General features: G+C 40.1%; 15 protein-coding genes and 1 pseudogene. 10 read left to right on the forward strand and 6 right to left on the reverse strand.

Annotation, left to right across the window (positions count from 1 at the left end; genetic code table 11):
• Positions 1–2 precede the first annotated feature (2 nt).
• Positions 3–1,658: an RluA family pseudouridine synthase gene (locus tag GQR55_RS09310; RefSeq protein WP_166420403.1), complete on the forward strand. Its 1,656-nt coding sequence runs from the start codon at positions 3–5 to the stop codon at positions 1,656–1,658.
• Positions 1,659–1,694: 36 nt separating this feature from the next.
• Here the strand turns inward: GQR55_RS09310 and GQR55_RS09315 are convergent.
• The 4 genes and pseudogenes from GQR55_RS09315 to GQR55_RS09330 form a co-directional block, all read right to left on the reverse strand.
• A pseudogene (locus GQR55_RS09315) lies at positions 1,695–2,897 on the reverse strand (IS256 family transposase).
• Between the two features lie 63 nt (positions 2,898–2,960).
• The gene (locus tag GQR55_RS09320; protein WP_166420362.1) at positions 2,961–3,179 is read right to left on the reverse strand and encodes a DUF6500 family protein; all 219 of its coding nucleotides are present in this window, start codon (positions 3,177–3,179) and stop codon (positions 2,961–2,963) included.
• A gap of 29 nt (positions 3,180–3,208) precedes the next feature.
• Positions 3,209–3,463, reverse strand: coding sequence for a hypothetical protein (locus GQR55_RS09325; RefSeq protein WP_166420363.1), 255 nt, complete (start codon positions 3,461–3,463; stop codon positions 3,209–3,211).
• A gap of 60 nt (positions 3,464–3,523) precedes the next feature.
• Entirely contained in the window at positions 3,524–3,778 is a 255-nt protein-coding gene (locus GQR55_RS09330; protein WP_166420364.1) for a hypothetical protein, read from the reverse strand.
• Positions 3,779–4,123: 345 nt separating this feature from the next.
• Here GQR55_RS09330 and GQR55_RS09335 point away from each other — a divergent pair, with 345 nt between their 5' ends.
• On the forward strand, positions 4,124–4,549 hold the full coding sequence (locus GQR55_RS09335) for a hemerythrin domain-containing protein (RefSeq protein ID WP_166420365.1): 426 nt from the start codon (positions 4,124–4,126) through the stop codon (positions 4,547–4,549).
• 89 nt (positions 4,550–4,638) lie between these two features.
• Here GQR55_RS09335 and GQR55_RS09340 read toward each other — a convergent pair whose 3' ends face one another.
• Together GQR55_RS09340 and GQR55_RS09345 are read right to left on the reverse strand one after the other, a co-directional pair.
• Entirely contained in the window at positions 4,639–7,155 is a 2,517-nt protein-coding gene (locus GQR55_RS09340) for a plasma-membrane proton-efflux P-type ATPase (RefSeq protein ID WP_166420366.1), read from the reverse strand.
• Between the two features lie 284 nt (positions 7,156–7,439).
• Positions 7,440–7,853: a hypothetical protein gene (locus tag GQR55_RS09345; RefSeq protein WP_165741369.1), complete on the reverse strand. Its 414-nt coding sequence runs from the start codon at positions 7,851–7,853 to the stop codon at positions 7,440–7,442.
• A gap of 349 nt (positions 7,854–8,202) precedes the next feature.
• Between GQR55_RS09345 and GQR55_RS09350 the strand changes: the two genes are divergently transcribed.
• From GQR55_RS09350 to GQR55_RS09385, 8 genes are read left to right on the forward strand one after another with little or no spacing between them, the layout of a single operon-like run.
• Positions 8,203–10,563: a TonB-dependent receptor gene (locus tag GQR55_RS09350; protein ID WP_166420367.1), complete on the forward strand. Its 2,361-nt coding sequence runs from the start codon at positions 8,203–8,205 to the stop codon at positions 10,561–10,563.
• A gap of 24 nt (positions 10,564–10,587) precedes the next feature.
• On the forward strand, positions 10,588–12,741 hold the full coding sequence (locus GQR55_RS09355) for a bifunctional TVP38/TMEM64 family protein/FAD-dependent oxidoreductase (RefSeq protein WP_166420368.1): 2,154 nt from the start codon (positions 10,588–10,590) through the stop codon (positions 12,739–12,741).
• A gap of 2 nt (positions 12,742–12,743) precedes the next feature.
• Entirely contained in the window at positions 12,744–13,562 is an 819-nt protein-coding gene (locus GQR55_RS09360) for a DUF547 domain-containing protein (protein WP_166420369.1), read from the forward strand.
• On the forward strand, positions 13,549–14,883 hold the full coding sequence (locus GQR55_RS09365) for an ABC transporter substrate-binding protein (protein WP_166420370.1): 1,335 nt from the start codon (positions 13,549–13,551) through the stop codon (positions 14,881–14,883). Before GQR55_RS09360 ends, GQR55_RS09365 begins: the two co-directional genes overlap by 14 nt.
• Complete coding sequence (locus GQR55_RS09370; protein WP_166420371.1) at positions 14,880–16,634, forward strand: ABC transporter permease subunit; 1,755 nt, start codon at positions 14,880–14,882, stop codon at positions 16,632–16,634. Before GQR55_RS09365 ends, GQR55_RS09370 begins: the two co-directional genes overlap by 4 nt.
• A gap of 56 nt (positions 16,635–16,690) precedes the next feature.
• Complete coding sequence (locus GQR55_RS09375) at positions 16,691–17,329, forward strand: ATP-binding cassette domain-containing protein (RefSeq protein ID WP_165740875.1); 639 nt, start codon at positions 16,691–16,693, stop codon at positions 17,327–17,329.
• A gap of 44 nt (positions 17,330–17,373) precedes the next feature.
• Complete coding sequence (locus tag GQR55_RS09380) at positions 17,374–18,054, forward strand: CDP-alcohol phosphatidyltransferase family protein (RefSeq protein WP_166420372.1); 681 nt, start codon at positions 17,374–17,376, stop codon at positions 18,052–18,054.
• A complete protein-coding gene (locus GQR55_RS09385) occupies positions 18,047–18,838 on the forward strand; it encodes a sterol desaturase family protein (RefSeq protein WP_166420373.1) in 792 nt (263 codons plus the stop codon). Before GQR55_RS09380 ends, GQR55_RS09385 begins: the two co-directional genes overlap by 8 nt.
• Positions 18,839–19,023 lie beyond the last annotated feature (185 nt).

Here is a 19,023-nt window from a genome sequence, read left to right on the forward strand (position 1 = left end):
CTATGTCAAATTCTGCTTCTTGCTTTACATTATTTTCTCAAAATATTGATGATCTCGCGCTTCCTGAAAAGTTTACTTTTCCTTTTTATTACGAGCCGCAACCATTAGCTGTAGCAGCCACTAAACAATTACAGCAACAACTTGAAACTTTAACGCATTTAAAAGCAGATAATGCCGGTAAAATGTTTGGGGTTTTAGTAGTGCAAAACGCTAAGCAACAGTTAGGCTTTTTAAGTGCTTACTCGGGGCAAATTGAAGACGATAAAGGCAATATTAGCTTTGTACCGCCGGTTTCTAGCATGCAATTACAAGACGAAAGCTATTTGGCTCAAAGTAAAATAATTAACGATATTAATGCTCAAATTGAGCAGTTAGAAAATAGCGAACAACTACTAGAAGTTAATAGCAAACTTGATGATGCAACACACAGTTACCAGCAGGCGCTATTAGCTCAACAGGCGGTAATGCAAGCTGGTCGTCAGCAACGTAAAATACAACGTACCGAAGGCGAATTAGAGCTTAGCGAAAGTGATTTTGAGCAGTTAAAAAATAAGCTTGCAGGGCAAAGCATCGTAGAAAAAAAGCAACTACTGGCACTTAAAGCCTATTGGCAAAATATAATAGAATCATTACAGCAAACACACACTAATATTACTGATGAAATTGCTCATTTAAAAAAACGCCGTAAAACGCTTTCTAAAAGCTTACAAAAAAAGTTATTTGCGCAGTACCAATTTTCAAATGCAAATGCCGAAGTTACAGACTTAAATGCCATATTTGCAGCACTACCAGAGCACACTCCTCCTTCGGGTGCTGGCGATTGTGCAGCGCCTAAATTATTACAATACGCCTATAAACATGACTTAAAGCCACTTGCAATGGCTGAATTTTGGTGGGGAGCTGCGCCTAAATCAGCAATTAGGCAACATAAAAACTACTACCCTTCTTGTTATAGCAAATGCCAACCAATACTTGGGCACATGTTAAAGGGCTTAAACGTTGAAGATAACCCGCTACTTATCAACCCAGCACAAGGTAAAGATCTAAGTATTGTTTATAAAGATGACGATTTACTTGTAGTAAATAAGCCTGCTGAGTTTTTATCGGTGCCTGGCGTAAATATTGAAGACTCAGTGTATATGCGAATTAAAACGCAATTTCCAGAGGCTTCAGGCCCGCTAATTGTGCACAGGTTAGATATGTCGACTTCTGGCTTATTGATGATCGCACTTAATAAACGCGTGCACAAAGCACTGCAAAAGCAGTTTATTGACCGCACCATAGATAAGCGTTATGTGGCATTAGTTAATGGTAATGTAGCTGAGGATAGCGGAGTAATTGATTTACCCTTAGTGCTCGACTTTGATGATAAACCGCGCCAAATGGTGTGTTACAAACACGGAAAACCTTCACTTACTACCTGGCAGGTTTTAGAGCGTAATAACAATATTACCCGATTACAGTTATACCCTAAAACAGGGCGAACTCATCAATTAAGAGTACATTGCGCGCACAGTTTAGGTTTAAACATGCCAATTATAGGCGACACACATTACGGACAAAAAGCCGATAGATTACATTTACATGCAGAATACTTAGCATTTACTCACCCAATTACGGATAAACGATTAGAGTTTGAAGTAGCCGCAGATTTTTAAGCGAGGGCGTTCAGAATTCTGTGTCAGCCTAAATTGCTAAATATCTAGCACACCATCTAACCTACCTTCGAAGTGGATGGCCAATTGCGACAATGTCAGATTCCAGTTATGGATTGGCATTGTCCATTTCTTTGAGGCATTTAATATGCCTGCATACAATAGTTTCATCAAGCTGTTTTCATTAGGGAATCCTCCCTTAGTCTTGGTGAGTCGCCTAAACTGACGATGTACAGCTTCAATCGCATTCGTGGTATAAATAGCTTTACGCACGTAATCTGGATACTTGAAATAAACCGACAGATTGCCCTATTTACGACGCCAAGACGCGATAACAATAGGGTATAACTTGCCCCATTTGGCATCTAATTCGTCAAGAGCGGCTTCTGCTGCATCCTTAGTGGCAGCCTTATAAACGGGTTTCAAGTCAGTCATAAACTCTTTTTGGTGCTTTGAAGCAACGTACTTCATCGAATTACGAATTTGATGAATGACGCACTCCTGCACTTCGGCGTCGGGGTAGATTGTTGCTATTGCTTCAGGGAAGCCTTTTAGTCCATCAACACAGGCAATTAAAATATCGGATACACCACGATTATGTAAATCTGTTAATACTGCTAACCAATAGTTAGCCCCTTCACTTTCAGAGACATATAAACCAAGTAACTCTTTTCGGCCCTCGATATTCACACCTAGCACGGTATAAATAGCCTTACTCACGTAGCGTCCATTTTCTTTAACTTTATAGTGAATGGCATCAAGCCAGATAAACGGGTAAAGCGTATCTAAGCTGCGAGCTTGCCATGCTTTAAGCTCTGGTATCAGCTGGTCTGTTACGGCAGTGATGGTGGACTCTGATACTTCAACGCCATACATATCCTGTATGTGGCCTCGAATATCTCGATAGCTCATACCTAAAGCAAACATAGATAGGATTTTCTCATCAATTTCAGGCGTTAACTTAGTTTGGTTCTTTTTAACAAGCTGAGGTTCAAACGAACCTGAACGGTCTCTGGGCGTTTCAAGTTCGAATTGGCCTATGGATGACTTAACTGTTTTTTTGGTTGAACCATTTTTACGGTTAACTTGCGTCTCAGATTGTAGATGCTGCTCTAATTCGGCTTTAAGAGCCGCTTCGGTGAGTTGTTTGATTAAGGGTGTTAGAACACCGTCTTCGCCAGTAAGACCTTTACCAGCTTGAAGTTCAGCTAATGCTTTGTTGAAATCGAAAGATTGAGTCATGTGTCACTCCTGTTTTCTTAATAATACTGAAATGACACAGATTTCTAAACACTACCTTTTAAGCTAAAGCCTATCTAAGATCATTTGTTTGATGGTCTTTGCTTTTACAAAATGATCTAATTTATGAATGTGTATCCACCAAGTAGCTGCTTCCATGAGTAGCTCTGGGTTGTCGTTTTTATTGGCAAAAAATGCATAAAAAGAAAGCCCAACGTTTTCGCCTTTGCTGGCTATTTTTTTATCGCATACGGTAATTATTTTTGCTCTTAGTTCTTCCCTCATACATACCTTATTTAATTATATTTTTACTATTAAAATACGCTATTTAAAACACTAACAAGTATTTGTAAAAGGCTTCTATCAACCACACCATGATTTTCAAGCTCTTTATTAGGCGTATTTACTTTTGTAGCTTTGCATTCATTATCTAATGACTCATTTTTAAGTGTGTCGGTTTCGTATGCAATATCAGCTTGTTCCATGCACTTTGCTGAGCCCGCATAAGGTTGCGCTGCACAGCCGTTTAATAATAATAAAAGTGAAATTGTTATCAAAAATTGCTTCATAACTAATCCTATTTTTACGCAACTTATTTGCTTTAGACTATAGCTGCAAGTTAGCCGTATTTACTTTTCTACCACCATTACAAAAAATTCAAAAAAGAACGCCCCCACTGCATCAAAGAAAGTGTCGTTGTTTTCATCTTTTTTTATTTGCGCACTTATGCATTGATTATAAACCTCTGTGCTTGTTTGAGCGCCATTTCGATCAAATGTTTCAGCCTCTTCAATGCAAAAGTTAGGGTCAGAACGCGGGGCTGTACTACATGCACTTAATAAAGCGCACAGTAATAATGCGACGACGAGGCTTTTTATGTTCATCCTTAAACTATCCTATTAAGTTAACGTGCTACTTGCATTTATACCGATTGGTATTATATGTGGGAGTAATATATAGGTTGTACCTAAATAACGCTGCTACTTTATCACTGCAATAGAATAAACAACCAGTAAGTATTTGTAAGGTTCTGTAGGGATTTATACTCTATTTATAATTGAACTATGTAAAAGCCTGAAATTTTTGCATTCATGTCACTGTAAAATTTACAGTAATAGCAGCCTGAAAATAAAAAATAAAAATAAACTCATTAAAATACATCAACTTAATATTTGGCATTTAGTTTGCTAATTAATGATATAAACAAATAAATTGTAAAAGGATGAGTTATGAATATTTTTGAAGCACTACGTCACGATCATGACAAACAACGAGAATTGGTAGATGCGCTTATTCAAACACACGGCGACACAGAGCAGCGCCACAAGCTAATGGATGAGCTAAAAACGGAATTAGAAGATCACGCAAAATTTGAAGAACGTTACTTTTATAACCCCCTTATGTTTGATGACTTAACTCATGAAAAAGCGCGCCACAGCGTAGCTGAACATCACGAAATTGATGAATTAATTGAACAACTTGAAGATACCGAAATGAGCTCGTCTGCATGGTTAGTTGCAGCTAAAAAGTTGCATCATTTAGTGCACCATCATCTGAGTGAAGAAGAACATGAAGTATTTCAATTAGCCGGTAAAGCATTGACCGAAGGGCAAAAAGAGAGCCTAGCAAAACAATACAACGATGCTATGCACTAGTTGCATAAATCATAAACCGAATTTAACACACCCTGTGTACTTATTGGTTATAAGCCACTTGGCTTATAACCATTTTTTAAGCCTATGTGCTAATTTTTCTCTAGTAAGGGAGCTTCTGTTGGATCAAAAACTTTATAGGCAATTAGTTTTAAGCCATCATTAATAAAAAACCACACCAAGGCATATCCCCATACAGCAAATGCCCATCCCCATCCTAGTGGAGTCATAAACACGCCGTAAACAGCAATCAACGTTGCTATAATTTGCGTACCAAATACCGCTGCCATTAATATATTTGACGGCTTAATTGACCAAAATGGACCACGAGTACGCGCTGAAAATATAGTTAAGTGCCCCGCTACCGATAGTAATAAATACATTAAGGTTTGAAGATGAGGGCGGTCAAATTCAAATACTTTATCGCCTAAATAAAACAAACCAAAGGCAGCTATTGGACCAACAATCCCCAGTACTGAAGAGATCCCTAAAACGAGTCGCATATTCCATGTTTCGGGCTTATTTTGATAATGCACATTATCGTACGCAATAGATAAAATGGCCGCATCGTTAAGTAGCGCAAGCATCACTATCATCACGGCTGTTAGTGGATAAAAGTTAAAAATTAATATCGCCATGGTCATAAACAGTAATACGCGAAGTGTTTCTGCAACGCGGTAAATTGCATAACTGTTCATGCGTTGAAAGATTTTTCGGCTCTCTTTAACTGCATCAATAATAACCGACAAGCCATCGGTCATTAACACAATAGATGCTGCTGAACGGGCAGCATCGGTGGCACCCGATACAGCAATACCACAGTCAGCTTTTTTAAGTGCTGGCGCATCATTTACACCGTCTCCGGTCATACCCACAATGTGCCCTCTATGCTGTAGCACATCAATAATATGGTATTTATGCTCAGGGAATACTTGCGCAAAACCATCCGCGCTCTCGATAGAGTCATCTAGCTGCGTTGTTTTATGATGCTCAACGGCACCAAAACCACTGGCATCTAAAATATTTGTTCCTAAACCGAGTTTACTGGCAGTTTCGCGTGCAATCGCCACTTGGTCGCCGGTGACCATTTTAACGCTCATTCCCATTTCTTTTGCATCGGTAATCGTTTGTATTGCCTCTTCACGCGGTGGATCAAAAAGCGGCAATACACCTATAAATTGCCATTTACCCTGACCGTCTGTTTTAGCAACCGCTAAAGAGCGAAACCCACGTGCTGCAAATTCATCTATTGACGCCTCAACTTGAGTTTTAACTGCCTCAATATTAGCCGACAAGGCTAAAATAACTTGTGGTGCACCTTTGGTTACTTTAAACGTTTTGCCGTCAGCATTTTTAACTGACGCTTCAGTGCGTTTGCTTACAGGATCAAATGGTTGAAAATGCTCTATATAGTAGGAATCTAGATGATGCTCAGCTTTTACACTTTGTAATACTGCTAAGTCAATCGGATCGTTATTTTCTGAGCGAGATGCCAATGCGGCGTTCAATATAACGTCATCGCGGTTTACTTCATTAAGTGCATTATCAACACAAAACGGGTCACCTAACGTTAATAAATTTTGCGTAAGTGTGCCGGTTTTATCAGAGCACAAAATATCAACGCCTGCTAGCTCTTCAATTGCAGCTAAGCGCGTTACAACTACTTGCTTTTTAGCCAATAAACGAGCGCCTACCGCCATAGTAACTGATAGCACTGTTGGCATTGCTACCGGTATTGCCGCAACGGTTAATACGAGTGCAAACTGTAATGTGGTGATCATTGGATCATCGCGAAACAAAGCAACAATAACTATAAGCAGTACTAAAGCCGCAGCAAGCATTATTAAATAATTACCAATTTTAAGCACTGCTCGCTGAAAATGACTTGCAGTTCGCTCCCCTTGTACTAACTGCGCCGTTTTACCAAAAAAGGTATTTGCACCGGTCGCGTATACTATTGCCTCTATTTCACCTTGGCGGATAATAGATCCCGAATAAACAGTTTCACCCGCCGACTTTATAACCGGTAACGACTCACCCGTAAGTGATGATTGATCGACCTCTACTGTATCGCCATCTAACAAACGCGCATCAGCAGGCACTATATCGCCCATACGCATTCTTATAACATCGCCTGGCACAAGGTCACTGGCATTTAAGTTTTGCCATTGAGTATCGCGGCGTACTCTCGCCTTATTTGCTAATTTTGCTTTTAATGCAGCAATTGCATTGCCCGCTTGGTGCTCTTCCCAAAAACCTACCAATACGTTAGATAACAATAAAACCAAAATAATAAAAAAATCAGCCCAGTGTTTAGCAAGTGCCGATAAAATAATAGCGGCCTCGATCATCCACGGTATTGGCCCCCAAAAGTAAGATAAAAATTTGAGTAATAAGTTTGTTTTTTCTTCGACTAGTTCGTTAGGCCCGTATTGTACCAATCTTTGTGTTGCGTCAATTTGGCTTAACCCGTCGGATGATGTTTTTAGTTTTTCTTGAAATTGCGCTAAATCGAGGTTACTCCATTCATCACTATTTTGATTGTTTGTTGATTTATTTGCTGAACGGTTTGGTGATTGATGTACTGATGAGATTTTGACCTTTTTCATGCAAGCCTTCTATACAACATTGAGTTGAATAATTTTTAAAACCGACTAACCGTATAGCTAACATAAACTAAAGCTGTCGATATTGTTCTTAAAAATGTATTAAATTTGATCTAACGCAATATTGAGACTGAAATAAAATGAAAAATTTATTTTAAAAGGATGACTAAGAAATTGGATTATGAGGAGAATTGCCGAAAGGCTATATACGGGGCCGAAGTAGTAAATAGCTTAGCCCCGTGTACTTTTTAGTTACAGCTCTGTCGGCTTATAACGATTAGTTTTGATTACTTTACAGTAAACTTAACGTCTTGGTCACGTAGTAAGTAAAGTGCAAAACACGCTGCCCACATTGGCCACGCTGTAAAGAATAATAAGTTGTTAAAACCGTCTATATACTGATTGTACGAAGAAAGCGTAGATAAGCCGTGCATTACAAAAATGATACCGTAAGTAACGCGCTTTTTAATACCCGCTAAAAATGCCAACACTAAAACAAGTTGAAGAGCACCAATTACATAAGCAACAATATCAGATGAGCCACTAATACCGTAAAAATGTTCAAAAATACGTGCGCTATGACCAGGATTTACGAATTTATCAAACGTCCACATAACCATTACAATAAACACGCCTAAACGCAAAGATAAAAGTGACCATTGTAAACGGTTTTGAACATCAGAATTGATTGAGCCTGTCATAAAACTTCCTTAAATAAATATTAATAAACGATGAAGTAACCTAGACCGTATAACTTAATTTTTATTTCAAAAAATAGTAATTATTTTTATTAACGATCCGCTTTAAGTCTTTGTTGATAAAACTTAAACAGTGCCGTACATGCTTTATAAAAGTATACTATGCTTAAAAATATCTTAAAAAGCAGTTATTTACATAAACGATTAAATTAAAGCACTTAAGTACTACTTTAAAATACTTGCTTAGGCTTATGTTCTAAAAAACAAAAAAGAAACACAAATTAACTGAAAGTTATTTTTATAGCCTTCGGTCTTTATCGCCAACAACATTTTAACCGTAGAGAGAAAACGTTTGAAACACGCATATTTAGCACTATCCCTTGCCACTATATTAAATACACCACTTAATGCTTTTGCTGCCGAAGAATCAAAAACAACAAAAGATGGCACAATAGAGCGCATTGAGGTGGCAGGCCAAGTTATTAAATCTCAAGGCCTTTCAGTTAAAAATGCCACGGTAGATGGACCTTTTGGTGACAACTTAGCCCTACAAGATATAGCCCGCTCAGTAACGCCTATTTCAAGCGAATTAATAGAACAACTTAATATTACAAGCCTACAAGACGTACTCGCAGTAAGCCCTAATACCTATTCAGCTAGTGGTTTTGGCGCACCCAGTTTACCTACTATTCGTGGGCAACTGGGTGAGCTTTTTCAAGATGGTACACGCCGTCAAGCAGGTAATAATGGCTTTGGTGTGCCGTTATCGTTCAACTCTATAGAACAGATAGATGTAGTAAAAGGCGCGCCACCAGTATTATTTGGCTCAAGCCAACGCAACGGTGGTTTTGTAAACTTACATTCTAAAAAAGCATCTACGGATGAAAGCAAAGGCAAAGCAACTGTATCTGCAGGTCGATGGGATCAATACAGTGTCTTAGTTGATTACAGTGCACCCATTGTAAAAGACAAAGTAGGTTTTAGAGTCAGCGCTGAACATATTGATAACGGCAGTTACTACGATTTTTCGGGAACTAAAAGCGACAGCTTATTTGCATCATTACGTGTATTACCCGATGACAAAAGCAGCTGGGATATTAACTTTGAGTTATACCAAGTTGAATTTACCGATAACGCCGGAATTAACCGCCCTACTCAAGCGCTAATAGATAGTGGCCTTTATATTACCGGCCAAGGCGTGCAAGCAAACGGCAGCACGGTACCAGCAGCAGGTTCAATTATTTCACCTACTGGGCAAGTAAAAATTAACCGTAGCACAGTACTTACCGATCCTGATAATCAAAACGAAGCCACCACGTATTTACTACACAGTATTTATAAGCGTGAGCTTTCTAGCAATGCATCGATTAAAAACATTACGTATTTTCAGCACCTACAACGTGAAGAAATTGCACAAAATAGCTTTGTTGAAATTATAGATGGTGCCGATACCGCGCAAAACCGTACCGAGCTCACTTACCTTTGGAATAGCGAACAGCAAACCATTTTTGCATTTGATGTGCGTTACAACCGTGTATTAGGTTACAGCCAATTTACCACCGAAGCCGACCTCCCTATTGATTTAACTGGTCCACTTTCAAATCGTCGCATTCCTTTAACAACAGAACAACAAGCGCGTTTAATTGAAATTAGCCCAGGTATATTTGTATCCCCTGGTGGTCAATATGATATTAATAATGACGGCAATGGCGACTTTAACTTATCAGACACTACCGATTCGCGCTCATGGCAAACAGGCTTTGCTATTCAGCAGGATTCTGATTGGACAGATAAGTTTCATACAAGTGTTGGCTACCGCATTGATTTTTATGACGTAGACGCGCACGACCCAATAGCACCAGAGGGTGAAATTGCAGCTCGTGATAGCATTAACGATAAGCTACATTCAGGGCAAGTAAGCTTTAACTACCGATTAAACGGTGATTACACCACTTATGGTGCAGCAAGTTACAACGAAGCCACATCAAATAGCATGGCTGGCGGCACGTCTCTTGGTGGCGACAACACGATTAGCGCGCAAAACTTTTCAACCGAAAATACTTTAGTTGAATTTGGTTTAAAATACGCACCAACCGACAGTGATTGGTACGCCGATGGAGCAGTGTTTAGCCAACGACGTAGTTTACGTAATCGCGATGGTAGCAATACCGGCATTCGTACTACCGGCTTTGAAAGCCAAGTATTTTATGATGCTTACCCTTATTGGCTAAGTGCTGGCTACAGCTATATTGATGCTCGCTACGATAATTCTGCAAGTAGCCAAGATTCAGCTCAAGTAGCCGATGCATTTGACAACTCACGTCCAGATATTATTGAAGGTACCAGTGTTGGCGCACCTAGCTTTACCGCTTTTGCACCTTCAAACACCCGTGTACAGGGTATCCCTGAGCAATCGTTCAGCTTTAACGGAAATTATTCAATTAATTCGAAATGGCAAACGGGTTTTTCGGGTCTATATACAAAGAGTTACCCATTAGACTTTTTGGCGACAGTAAAAATTCGTGATCAGTACACACTAAACGTAAATACTAGCTATGCTTTTACGCCTAGTACCAAGTTACGATTAGATGTGAACAACATAACGAATCAAAAAAACTGGCGCCCAGTATTTGAAGGCGGTTACTTTGGTGCAACTTTAGCTTTTCCTGAGTTGCCAATAAACGCCAAGCTTACGCTTACCCATAATTTTTAAAGACAAGTTTGAAAGAGAGAGAACATGATTAAAAAAATATTTTTATTATTGATTGCAGCGACCGCCGTAGGCTTGTTCTTTCACTTTAATTTGCATCAATTGCTCACGCTTGATGGCTTAAAAGGGTCGATGGATCAGTTTAGCGATTACAAAGAGCAATCACCGCTACTCATTATTGGTGGGTTCTTTTTATTGTATGTAGTGGTAACGGCTCTCTCTTTACCGGGCGCCGCTATTTTAACACTTGCAGCAGGTGCATTGTTTGGTTTAGTTGAAGGCTTATTGGTTGCATCTTTTGCATCAACTATTGGCGCAACACTTGCCTTTTTAGTATCGCGCTACTTACTACGTGGCACTATTAAGCAACGCTTTCCTGAGCGCTTAGCTGCAATTGACGCAGGCGTTGAAAAAGAAGGTGGATTTTACTTATTTACTCTTCGTTTAGTACCGGTGTTTCCGTTCTTTTTAATCAACTTACTAATGGGTGTTACCTCAATAAAGTCATGGACTTATTACTGGGTAAGCCAGCTAGGTATGCTAGCAGGTACATTTGTATTTGTTAATGCAGGTACGCAACTGGCCAAAATAGATAGCTTATCTGAAATTTTATCATTCAACTTAATTTTATCATTCGCTTTATTGGGTATATTCCCTTTCATTGCAAAAGGAATCTTAAACGTGTTTAAAAAACGTCGCGTATACAAAAACTACACTAAGCCAAAAAAATTCGACCGTAACATGATTGTTATTGGTGCTGGGGCAGGTGGTTTGGTAACAAGTTATATTGCTGCTGCTGTTAAAGCAAAAGTAACCCTTATTGAAGCGGGCGAAATGGGCGGCGACTGTTTAAACTACGGTTGTGTTCCAAGTAAAGCAGTTATTAAAAGCGCTAAAATTGCAGAGCAAATTCGCCATGGTGAAAACTACGGCTTAGAAAACGCAACACCACAGTTTTCGTTCAAAAAAGTAATGGCACGTGTACATAAAGTTATTGCCGATGTAGCACCACACGACAGTGTTGAGCGCTACACCGACTTAGGCGTAGATGTTGTAAAAGGTTACGGTAAATTAATAGACCCGTGGACTGTAGAAATTAAGCTTAACGATGGCGGCACGCAAACACTCACCGCCCGTACCATTGTTATTGCCACTGGCGCACGCCCATTTGTACCGCCACTACCTGGTATTGAAGAAACAGGCTATGTAACAAGCGATACTTTGTGGAATAAATTTGCAGAGCTAGACGAGGCCCCTAAAAAACTTGTAGTACTAGGCGGCGGTCCAATTGGTAGCGAATTAGCACAAAGCTTTGCACGTTTAGGCTCAAGTGTTACGCAAATTGAAATGGCAGAACGCATCATGATCAAAGAAGACCTTGAAGTGTCTACTTTTGCTCACGAAGCGTTAACCGAAAGTGGCGTTAATATTTTAACATCGCATCAGGCACTGCGCTGTGAAGCCCGCGATGGTAAAAAATTCATTATTGTTAAACATAACGACCAAGAAATCGAGATTGAATACGACGAGCTATTATGTGCTGTTGGCCGAAGTGCACGCCTTAAAGGTTATGGCCTTGAAGAGCTAGGCATTGAAACAAACCGCACCGTAGTAACAAATGAATACCTCGAAACGCTATACCCAAATATTTTTGCAGCGGGCGATATTGTAGGTCCATATCAATTTACACATGTTGCCGCTCATCAAGGTTGGTACGCTGCGGTAAATGGTTTATTTGGTCACCTTAAAAAGTTTAAAGTAGATTACCGTGTTATTCCGTGGACTACGTTTATTGACCCAGAAGTTGCACGTGTTGGCTTAAACGAGCAAGACGCAAAAGACAAAGGCATAGATTACGAAATTACTCGCTTTGAATTTGAAGAGCTAGACCGTGCAATTACCGACAGCGCTACAAAAGGCTTTATTAAAGTGATTACACCAAAAGGCAAAGACAAAATACTCGGTGTTACTGTGGTGTCTGAACACGCTGGCGACTTAATTGCTGAGTTTGTACTGGCAATGAAACACGGCTTAGGCCTTAACAAAATACTCGGTACTATACACAGTTACCCTACTTGGGCTGAAGGTAACAAATACGCAGCAGGCGAGTGGAAACGTGCTCATGCTCCTGAAAAAGTACTTAACTTGCTTGAAAAATACCATACTTGGCGTCGAGGTTAATTATGTTTAAAACACCTCTAAAGGCATTACTACTTGGCTCGGCTTTAGTTGCAACATCGTTTGCAACGTCATTTTCAGCCCAAGCCCAGAACATGCACGATAGCTGGAATACATTGTTAAATAAGCACGTTATCGAAATTAACCAAGGTCACAGTACTGAGGTTGATTACGCTGCTATAAAACGTGAGCATGCACAGCTAAAAACGTATTTAGATTCGTTAACGGCGGTAACGCAAAGCGAATTTGATGCGTGGGAAAAGCCTAAGCAACTTGCGTTTTTAATCAATGCTTATAACGCCTGGACTGTTGAACTTATATTGACTAAATACCCTGATATTAAGTCAATTAAAGACTTAGGGAGCTTTTTTAGCTCACCATGGAGTAAAGAGTTTGTGCCGCTGCTTGGTAAAACACGCAGCCTTGATGATATAGAGCATGGTTTAATCCGTAGCAGTGGTAAATACAACGACCCACGCATTCACTTTGCGGTAAATTGCGCGAGTATTGGTTGCCCAGCGCTTCGAGAAGAAGCGTATACAGCCACTGATTTAGAAAGCCAATTGCAAGAGCAAACGGTGCGCTTTTTATCAGATATGACACGTAATATGGCTCAAGAAAATACGCTAAGCGTGTCTTCAATATTTAAGTGGTACGGCGATGACTTTGAAAAAGGCTTTAGAGGTGCAAACACGCTACAGCAGTTTTTCTTGCAGTATCCTGATGCCCTTAAACTGATACCCGCTCAGCAAAAATCACTTAAAAATGATGACATGAAAGTTAAATTTTTAGACTACAACTGGGATTTAAATGTTCGCCATTAAGTTTTGGCAAACACTGACGCGATACAGTTTTTGCTGTGTCGCGTTTTGCGTTTGTACAATCGTAAATTTAGCTGTTTTTTCGAGCACTGTGTTTGCTAATACCGTTATTAATTCAAATAGTAAAAGTAATTTAGTAATAAACACACAGCAACAATCTCGCTGGCAACAAGTTCAAGCACTTGGTAGTAATCAAGATGTATACTTTTATGCATGGGGTGGCGACGCGCAAATAAATGCGTATATTCAATGGGCAGCGCAGCAAGTTAAAACTAAGTACAACATTAACCTAGTGCATGTAAAATTAAGCGATACCAGCGAAGCAGTAAGCCGTGTACTTGCCGAAAAATCAGCAAACAATAGCAACCAAGGCAGCGTGGATTTAGTGTGGATCAACGGGGCTAACTTTGCCACAATGAGCGAGCACTCTCTTCTTTTAAAGCAATGGGCGAATAAATTACCTAACTTTGTATTTACCGATCCTGTTAACAATCCTGCTGTAACCTTTGATTTTGGACTACCTACCAATGGAATGGAAGCGCCATGGGGGCAAGCTTCACTTACGTTTTATTACGACAGCATTGCAATAAATGGTAATGCAAACAACAAATTGCCAACTACATTAAACGAATTATTAAACTGGAGCGCACAAAACCCTGGTCGCTTTAGTTACCCAAAGCCGCCTGACTTTTTAGGCATGAGCTTTTTAAAGTACGCCTTAGTTGTACTGCATCAGCAAAGCAGCGAAAACATTAAAGCGCAGCTAAACCAACCAGCTACTACTAAAAACACGGCGCAAGTGTTAAACCCTTTGTGGGAGTTTTTAAATAAACTGCACCCAACTCTTTGGCGCGGCGGCACTCATTTTATGCAAAGTGGCGCGCAAATGCGCCGCCTAGTAGACGATACAGAGCTAAGTTTAGCCTTTACTTTTTCTGCACCCGAAGTACCAGCTGCTGTAAAACGCTATGATTTACCAAACAGCATTCGCAGCTATGCAATGAGTGACGGCAGTTTAAGTAACACCCATTTTGTGGCAATTCCTTATAATGCAAGCCACCAGCAAAGCGCGCAATTAGTCGCTAATTTTTTAATGAGCCCAGAGGCGCAAGCTGAAAAACAAAAAGCGCATATATGGGGCGATAAAAGCGTACTTATTCAATCAACGCTAACGCCTGATCAGCAAGCCTTATTTAAAACAGCTAAACCGCATCCAAGTGCACTGCCTTTAAACAGTATTAAACGCACATTGAGTGAACCTCATCCAAGCTGGGTAAACGCCATTATGCAAGGTTGGCAAACCCGTTATGGAGTAAGCCAATGAGCGTTATTTCAAAAAGTGTTCCGGTAAATACCAAAGCAACAACGCAGTGCAGCACCGATATGTTTACGCGCATTGTAAAATTTAGCCCGCGATTTTTACTCGCTTTACTTATACTACCCGTACTTGGTGGCTTAATTAGCGTATTGCTGCCTGCCTTTGGTTATGCGCCCGTACTTGAGCAAACAACGTTTAGCTTGCAAGGTTTTAATGCCCTTTGGCAAACATCTGGCCTTACCCAAATGGTTACCTTAAGCGTTGCAACGGGCTTAATAAGTACTTTGCTTGCATTTATCATTACCTTAATGATTTTAGCTGCGTTTTTTAATAGTCCGTGGCTTAACCGAATTCAGCGTTTATTGAGCCCTATATTAGTGATACCTCATGCCGCAGCGGCTATTGCAGTAGGGTTTTTAATTGCCCCTTCAGGTATGATTTCACGCTTAGCGTCGCCTTGGTTAAGCGGCTGGGAACTTGCGCCAAACGGCATGTTTCCGCATGATTCGTTCGGTATTAGTATTATTTTAGGCTTAACACTCAAAGAGCTGCCTTTTTTACTATTAATGGCACTGGGTGTACTTGCCCAACCTGAGCTTGGCAAAAAGTTACGCCAGCAACATAAGGTTGCGCTTAACTTGGGCTATTGCCCAATGACCGCCTTTTTTAAAGTAATACTGCCTAGCCTTTATCCGCTGCTGCGTTTACCGCTTTTAGCAGTGCTTGCCTATGCCAGTGCCAGTGTAGAAATGCCACTCATTTTAGGCCCAAATACACCACCCACGCTGGCCGTTGCAATAATGCATTGGTTTAACGATGTTGATTTAAACCTGCGTATTAAAGCCTCTGCAGGTGCTTTATTACAACTGGCTGTTACAGGCGGTTTGTTAGCCCTTTGGCTTGGCGGGGAAAAGGCCGTAAAAGTGCTATTTAGCGACTCTCTCACTAATGGAGTGCGCGAATACGGCGGATTTTATTGGCAAAAAATAACGGTCGTACTCACCGCATTAGTAATTAGCTTTATAATGTTGTCACTTATTGGTCTAGTTATGTGGTCGATTGCCGGCTTTTGGCGTTTTCCAGATGCAATGCCTGAGCAATTTACACTACTGCATTTTAAAAGTGCGCTAATGCAAATGGGCAGCCCGCTTGTTAATACGCTAGCAATCGGTTTAGTAACCACACTATTTGCCATTATCCTTACTTTATTGTGTTTAGAGTCAGAGCAGTTGAGTGATAAACCTATTTCTCGTTTTACTAGTTTAATTATTTACTTACCGTTATTAGTACCCAGTATTGCCTTTTTGTTTGGGCTTGTATGGATACAACAATTGGTAAATAACCAAGCTGCATTTTTTAATGTAGTACTTACTCATTTACTGTTTGTGTTGCCTTATGTGTTTTTGTCACTTGCGAGCAGCTATAGGCGCTTAGATCCTCGTTTTTCTCATGTTGCAGCAAGCCTAGGTGCAGCGCCATGCAAGGTGTTTTTTAAAGTAAAACTACCTCAGTTGTTTGCTCCTATTTTAATTGCAGCCGCACTGGGCTTAGCCATTAGTTTTGGGCAATACCTACCCACGCTTTTAGCTGGCGGCGGGCGAATAGCCACAATAACAACCGAAGCCGTTACGCTTGCCAATGGCGCAAGCAGACGCACCAGTGCCGTGTACGCTATTATGCAAATGGCGTTGCCACTTATTGGATTTATATTGGCATGGGGTTTACCTAAATACTTTTTCAAAAGCGCACGTATTTAAAAGTGCGCAAATTTAAAGCACCCATGTTTAACATTATCAGGGTTAAGGTTTTTTTAATGCAGTCATCATTACAGATTAAAAATTGTCAGCTTTATCGCCAAAATGAGTTGCTACTTAGCTTAAATGAGCAAGTTAATGGCGGTGAAATTCTAACTATTATGGGCCCTTCAGGCAGTGGTAAATCAAGCTTATTAAATTGGCTTACAGGTACTTTACCAAGTAGCTTTAAGGCCAATGGTGAAGTATGGCTTAACGGTCAAAATATCGATAACACCCCTCCACACTTGCGCCATATTGGAGTTCTTTATCAAGACGCTTTATTGTTTTCGCATTTAACGGTTGCTGGTAACATTGCCTTTGCAATGCCCAAAGGTAATAAAAAACAACGCCTTGAAAAAATAGAACACGCACTTGAGCAAGTAGGTCTTAAAGACATGGGCAATCGCCATCCCGATAACCTCTCTGGCGGACAACAAGCCCGTGTTGCATTATTACGTATGCTGCTGAGCGAACCTAAAGCCATTTTACTCGACGAACCCTTTAGCAAACTCGACACACAACTGCGTGTTGATACACGCGAGCTCGTGTTTAGCCAAATACGGGATCACAAACTACCCGCAATAATGGTAACCCACGACCACAGCGACGCAGAAGCTGCAAATGGCACACTCATTACTCTAAGTAGCGCACTTTAATACATGATTTTAATACATAGCTTTAAACGCATAAGGCACCAAACATGTTAGACAAATATATTACCCCTGTAATAAAGCCGCTGTTAACACCGGTTGTAGCATTAATGCACAAGCGCGGTATAACGCCCGACCAGCTTACCGTAGTTGGCTTTTTAGTTGGATTATTAGCGGTGCCATTACTGGCGTTTGAAATGTGGTACGGCGCATTAGTGGCCATTGCTTTAAATCGAATTTTAGATGGGCTTGATGGCGCATTAGCACGCTATGCAAATTTAAGTTCAAGCGCAGGTGGTTTTTTAGACATTACGCTCGACTTTTTATTTTACGCGGCTATTCCACTTGGGTTTATTTTGGCAAATCCTGAACAAAATGCGATTGCAGGCGCTATATTGCTTGCCACATTTATTGGCACGGGTTCAAGCTTTTTGGCATTTGCGATTGTAGCCGAAAAATTTAAACTCGAAAAACCGCAATTTAAATACAAAAGCTTTTATTACTTAAACGGCTTAACAGAAGGTACTGAAACAATAGCGCTATTTATTGCATTTTGTATTTGGCCGCAGCATTTTGCCATTATGGCGAGTATTTTTGCTATTGCGTGTGGCATAACCATTTTTACCCGTATACATGGTGGTTATCATACACTTAAGCAACAAGAAGCTGGTGCTAACAAAGCAACTGAAGATACCCTTAGCAGTGCAAATTCTGAGGTAATAAATGACTAACGAAATATGGTGGCGCTTAGGTTTCTTTTTTAGCATTTTAGTTATTATGATGCTGCTTGAATCGCGTATGCCTGCGCGTACATCTCCCATTAAAAGCAGCACTCGTTGGTTTGCTAATTTTGGATTAGTGTTTGCATCATCAGTTATTGCGCGCTTAGTGGTCCCTATTGGGTTAACTGCCGTGGCACTTTATAATCAAGAACACGGCATAGGCTTATTTAATCAAATCGCCATGCCAAGCGTAATAACTATTGTTTTAAGCATGCTATTACTCGATATACTCATTTACTGGCAACATAGGTTATTTCATAACGTACCTATTTTATGGCGTTTGCACCGTGTACACCACGCCGATGCACACGTAGACACCAGTACAGGCCTGCGCTTTCATCCTATCGAAATTATACTTAGCATACTTATAAAGCTCATTGCAGTTACTGCCTTAGGTGTACCTGCTATTGCAGTATTAATATTTGAAATAGCACTTAATGGTTTAGCATTATTTAACCATGCAAATATACGCCTACCCAATGCAATAGAAAAACCACTGCGTTTAATATTAATGACGCAAATATTGCATCGTATTCACCACAGCCAAGTAGTTAGTGAAACTAACTCAAACTATGGTTTTAGTGTAATTTGGTGGGATAAATTATTTGGCAGCTACAAAGATAAAGCAAAAAAAACCGACGCAGATATAAACATTGGCTTAAAAGAATACCCCAGCCAAAAGCAAAATACCTCGCTTTGGGGTTTACTGTTTATGCCATTTAAGAATAAATGAGTGGTGGACTCATTCGAGAATTAAACTACGCAATTAAACTAGACACACACCCTAATTTTACTGCGCTAGGTAAACTAGCACCTACAGCAGTGATGTTATATTTGTAGGCGCGGCTTTATACCGCGTTTTTGGTGCTAGTAATAATTAAACTAAACACTAACCTTAATGAAAGAATTAGGATGGGT

It is taken from the genome of Pseudoalteromonas sp. Z1A8 (assembly GCF_011378855.1).
Classification (GTDB): Bacteria; Pseudomonadota; Gammaproteobacteria; order Enterobacterales; family Alteromonadaceae; genus Pseudoalteromonas.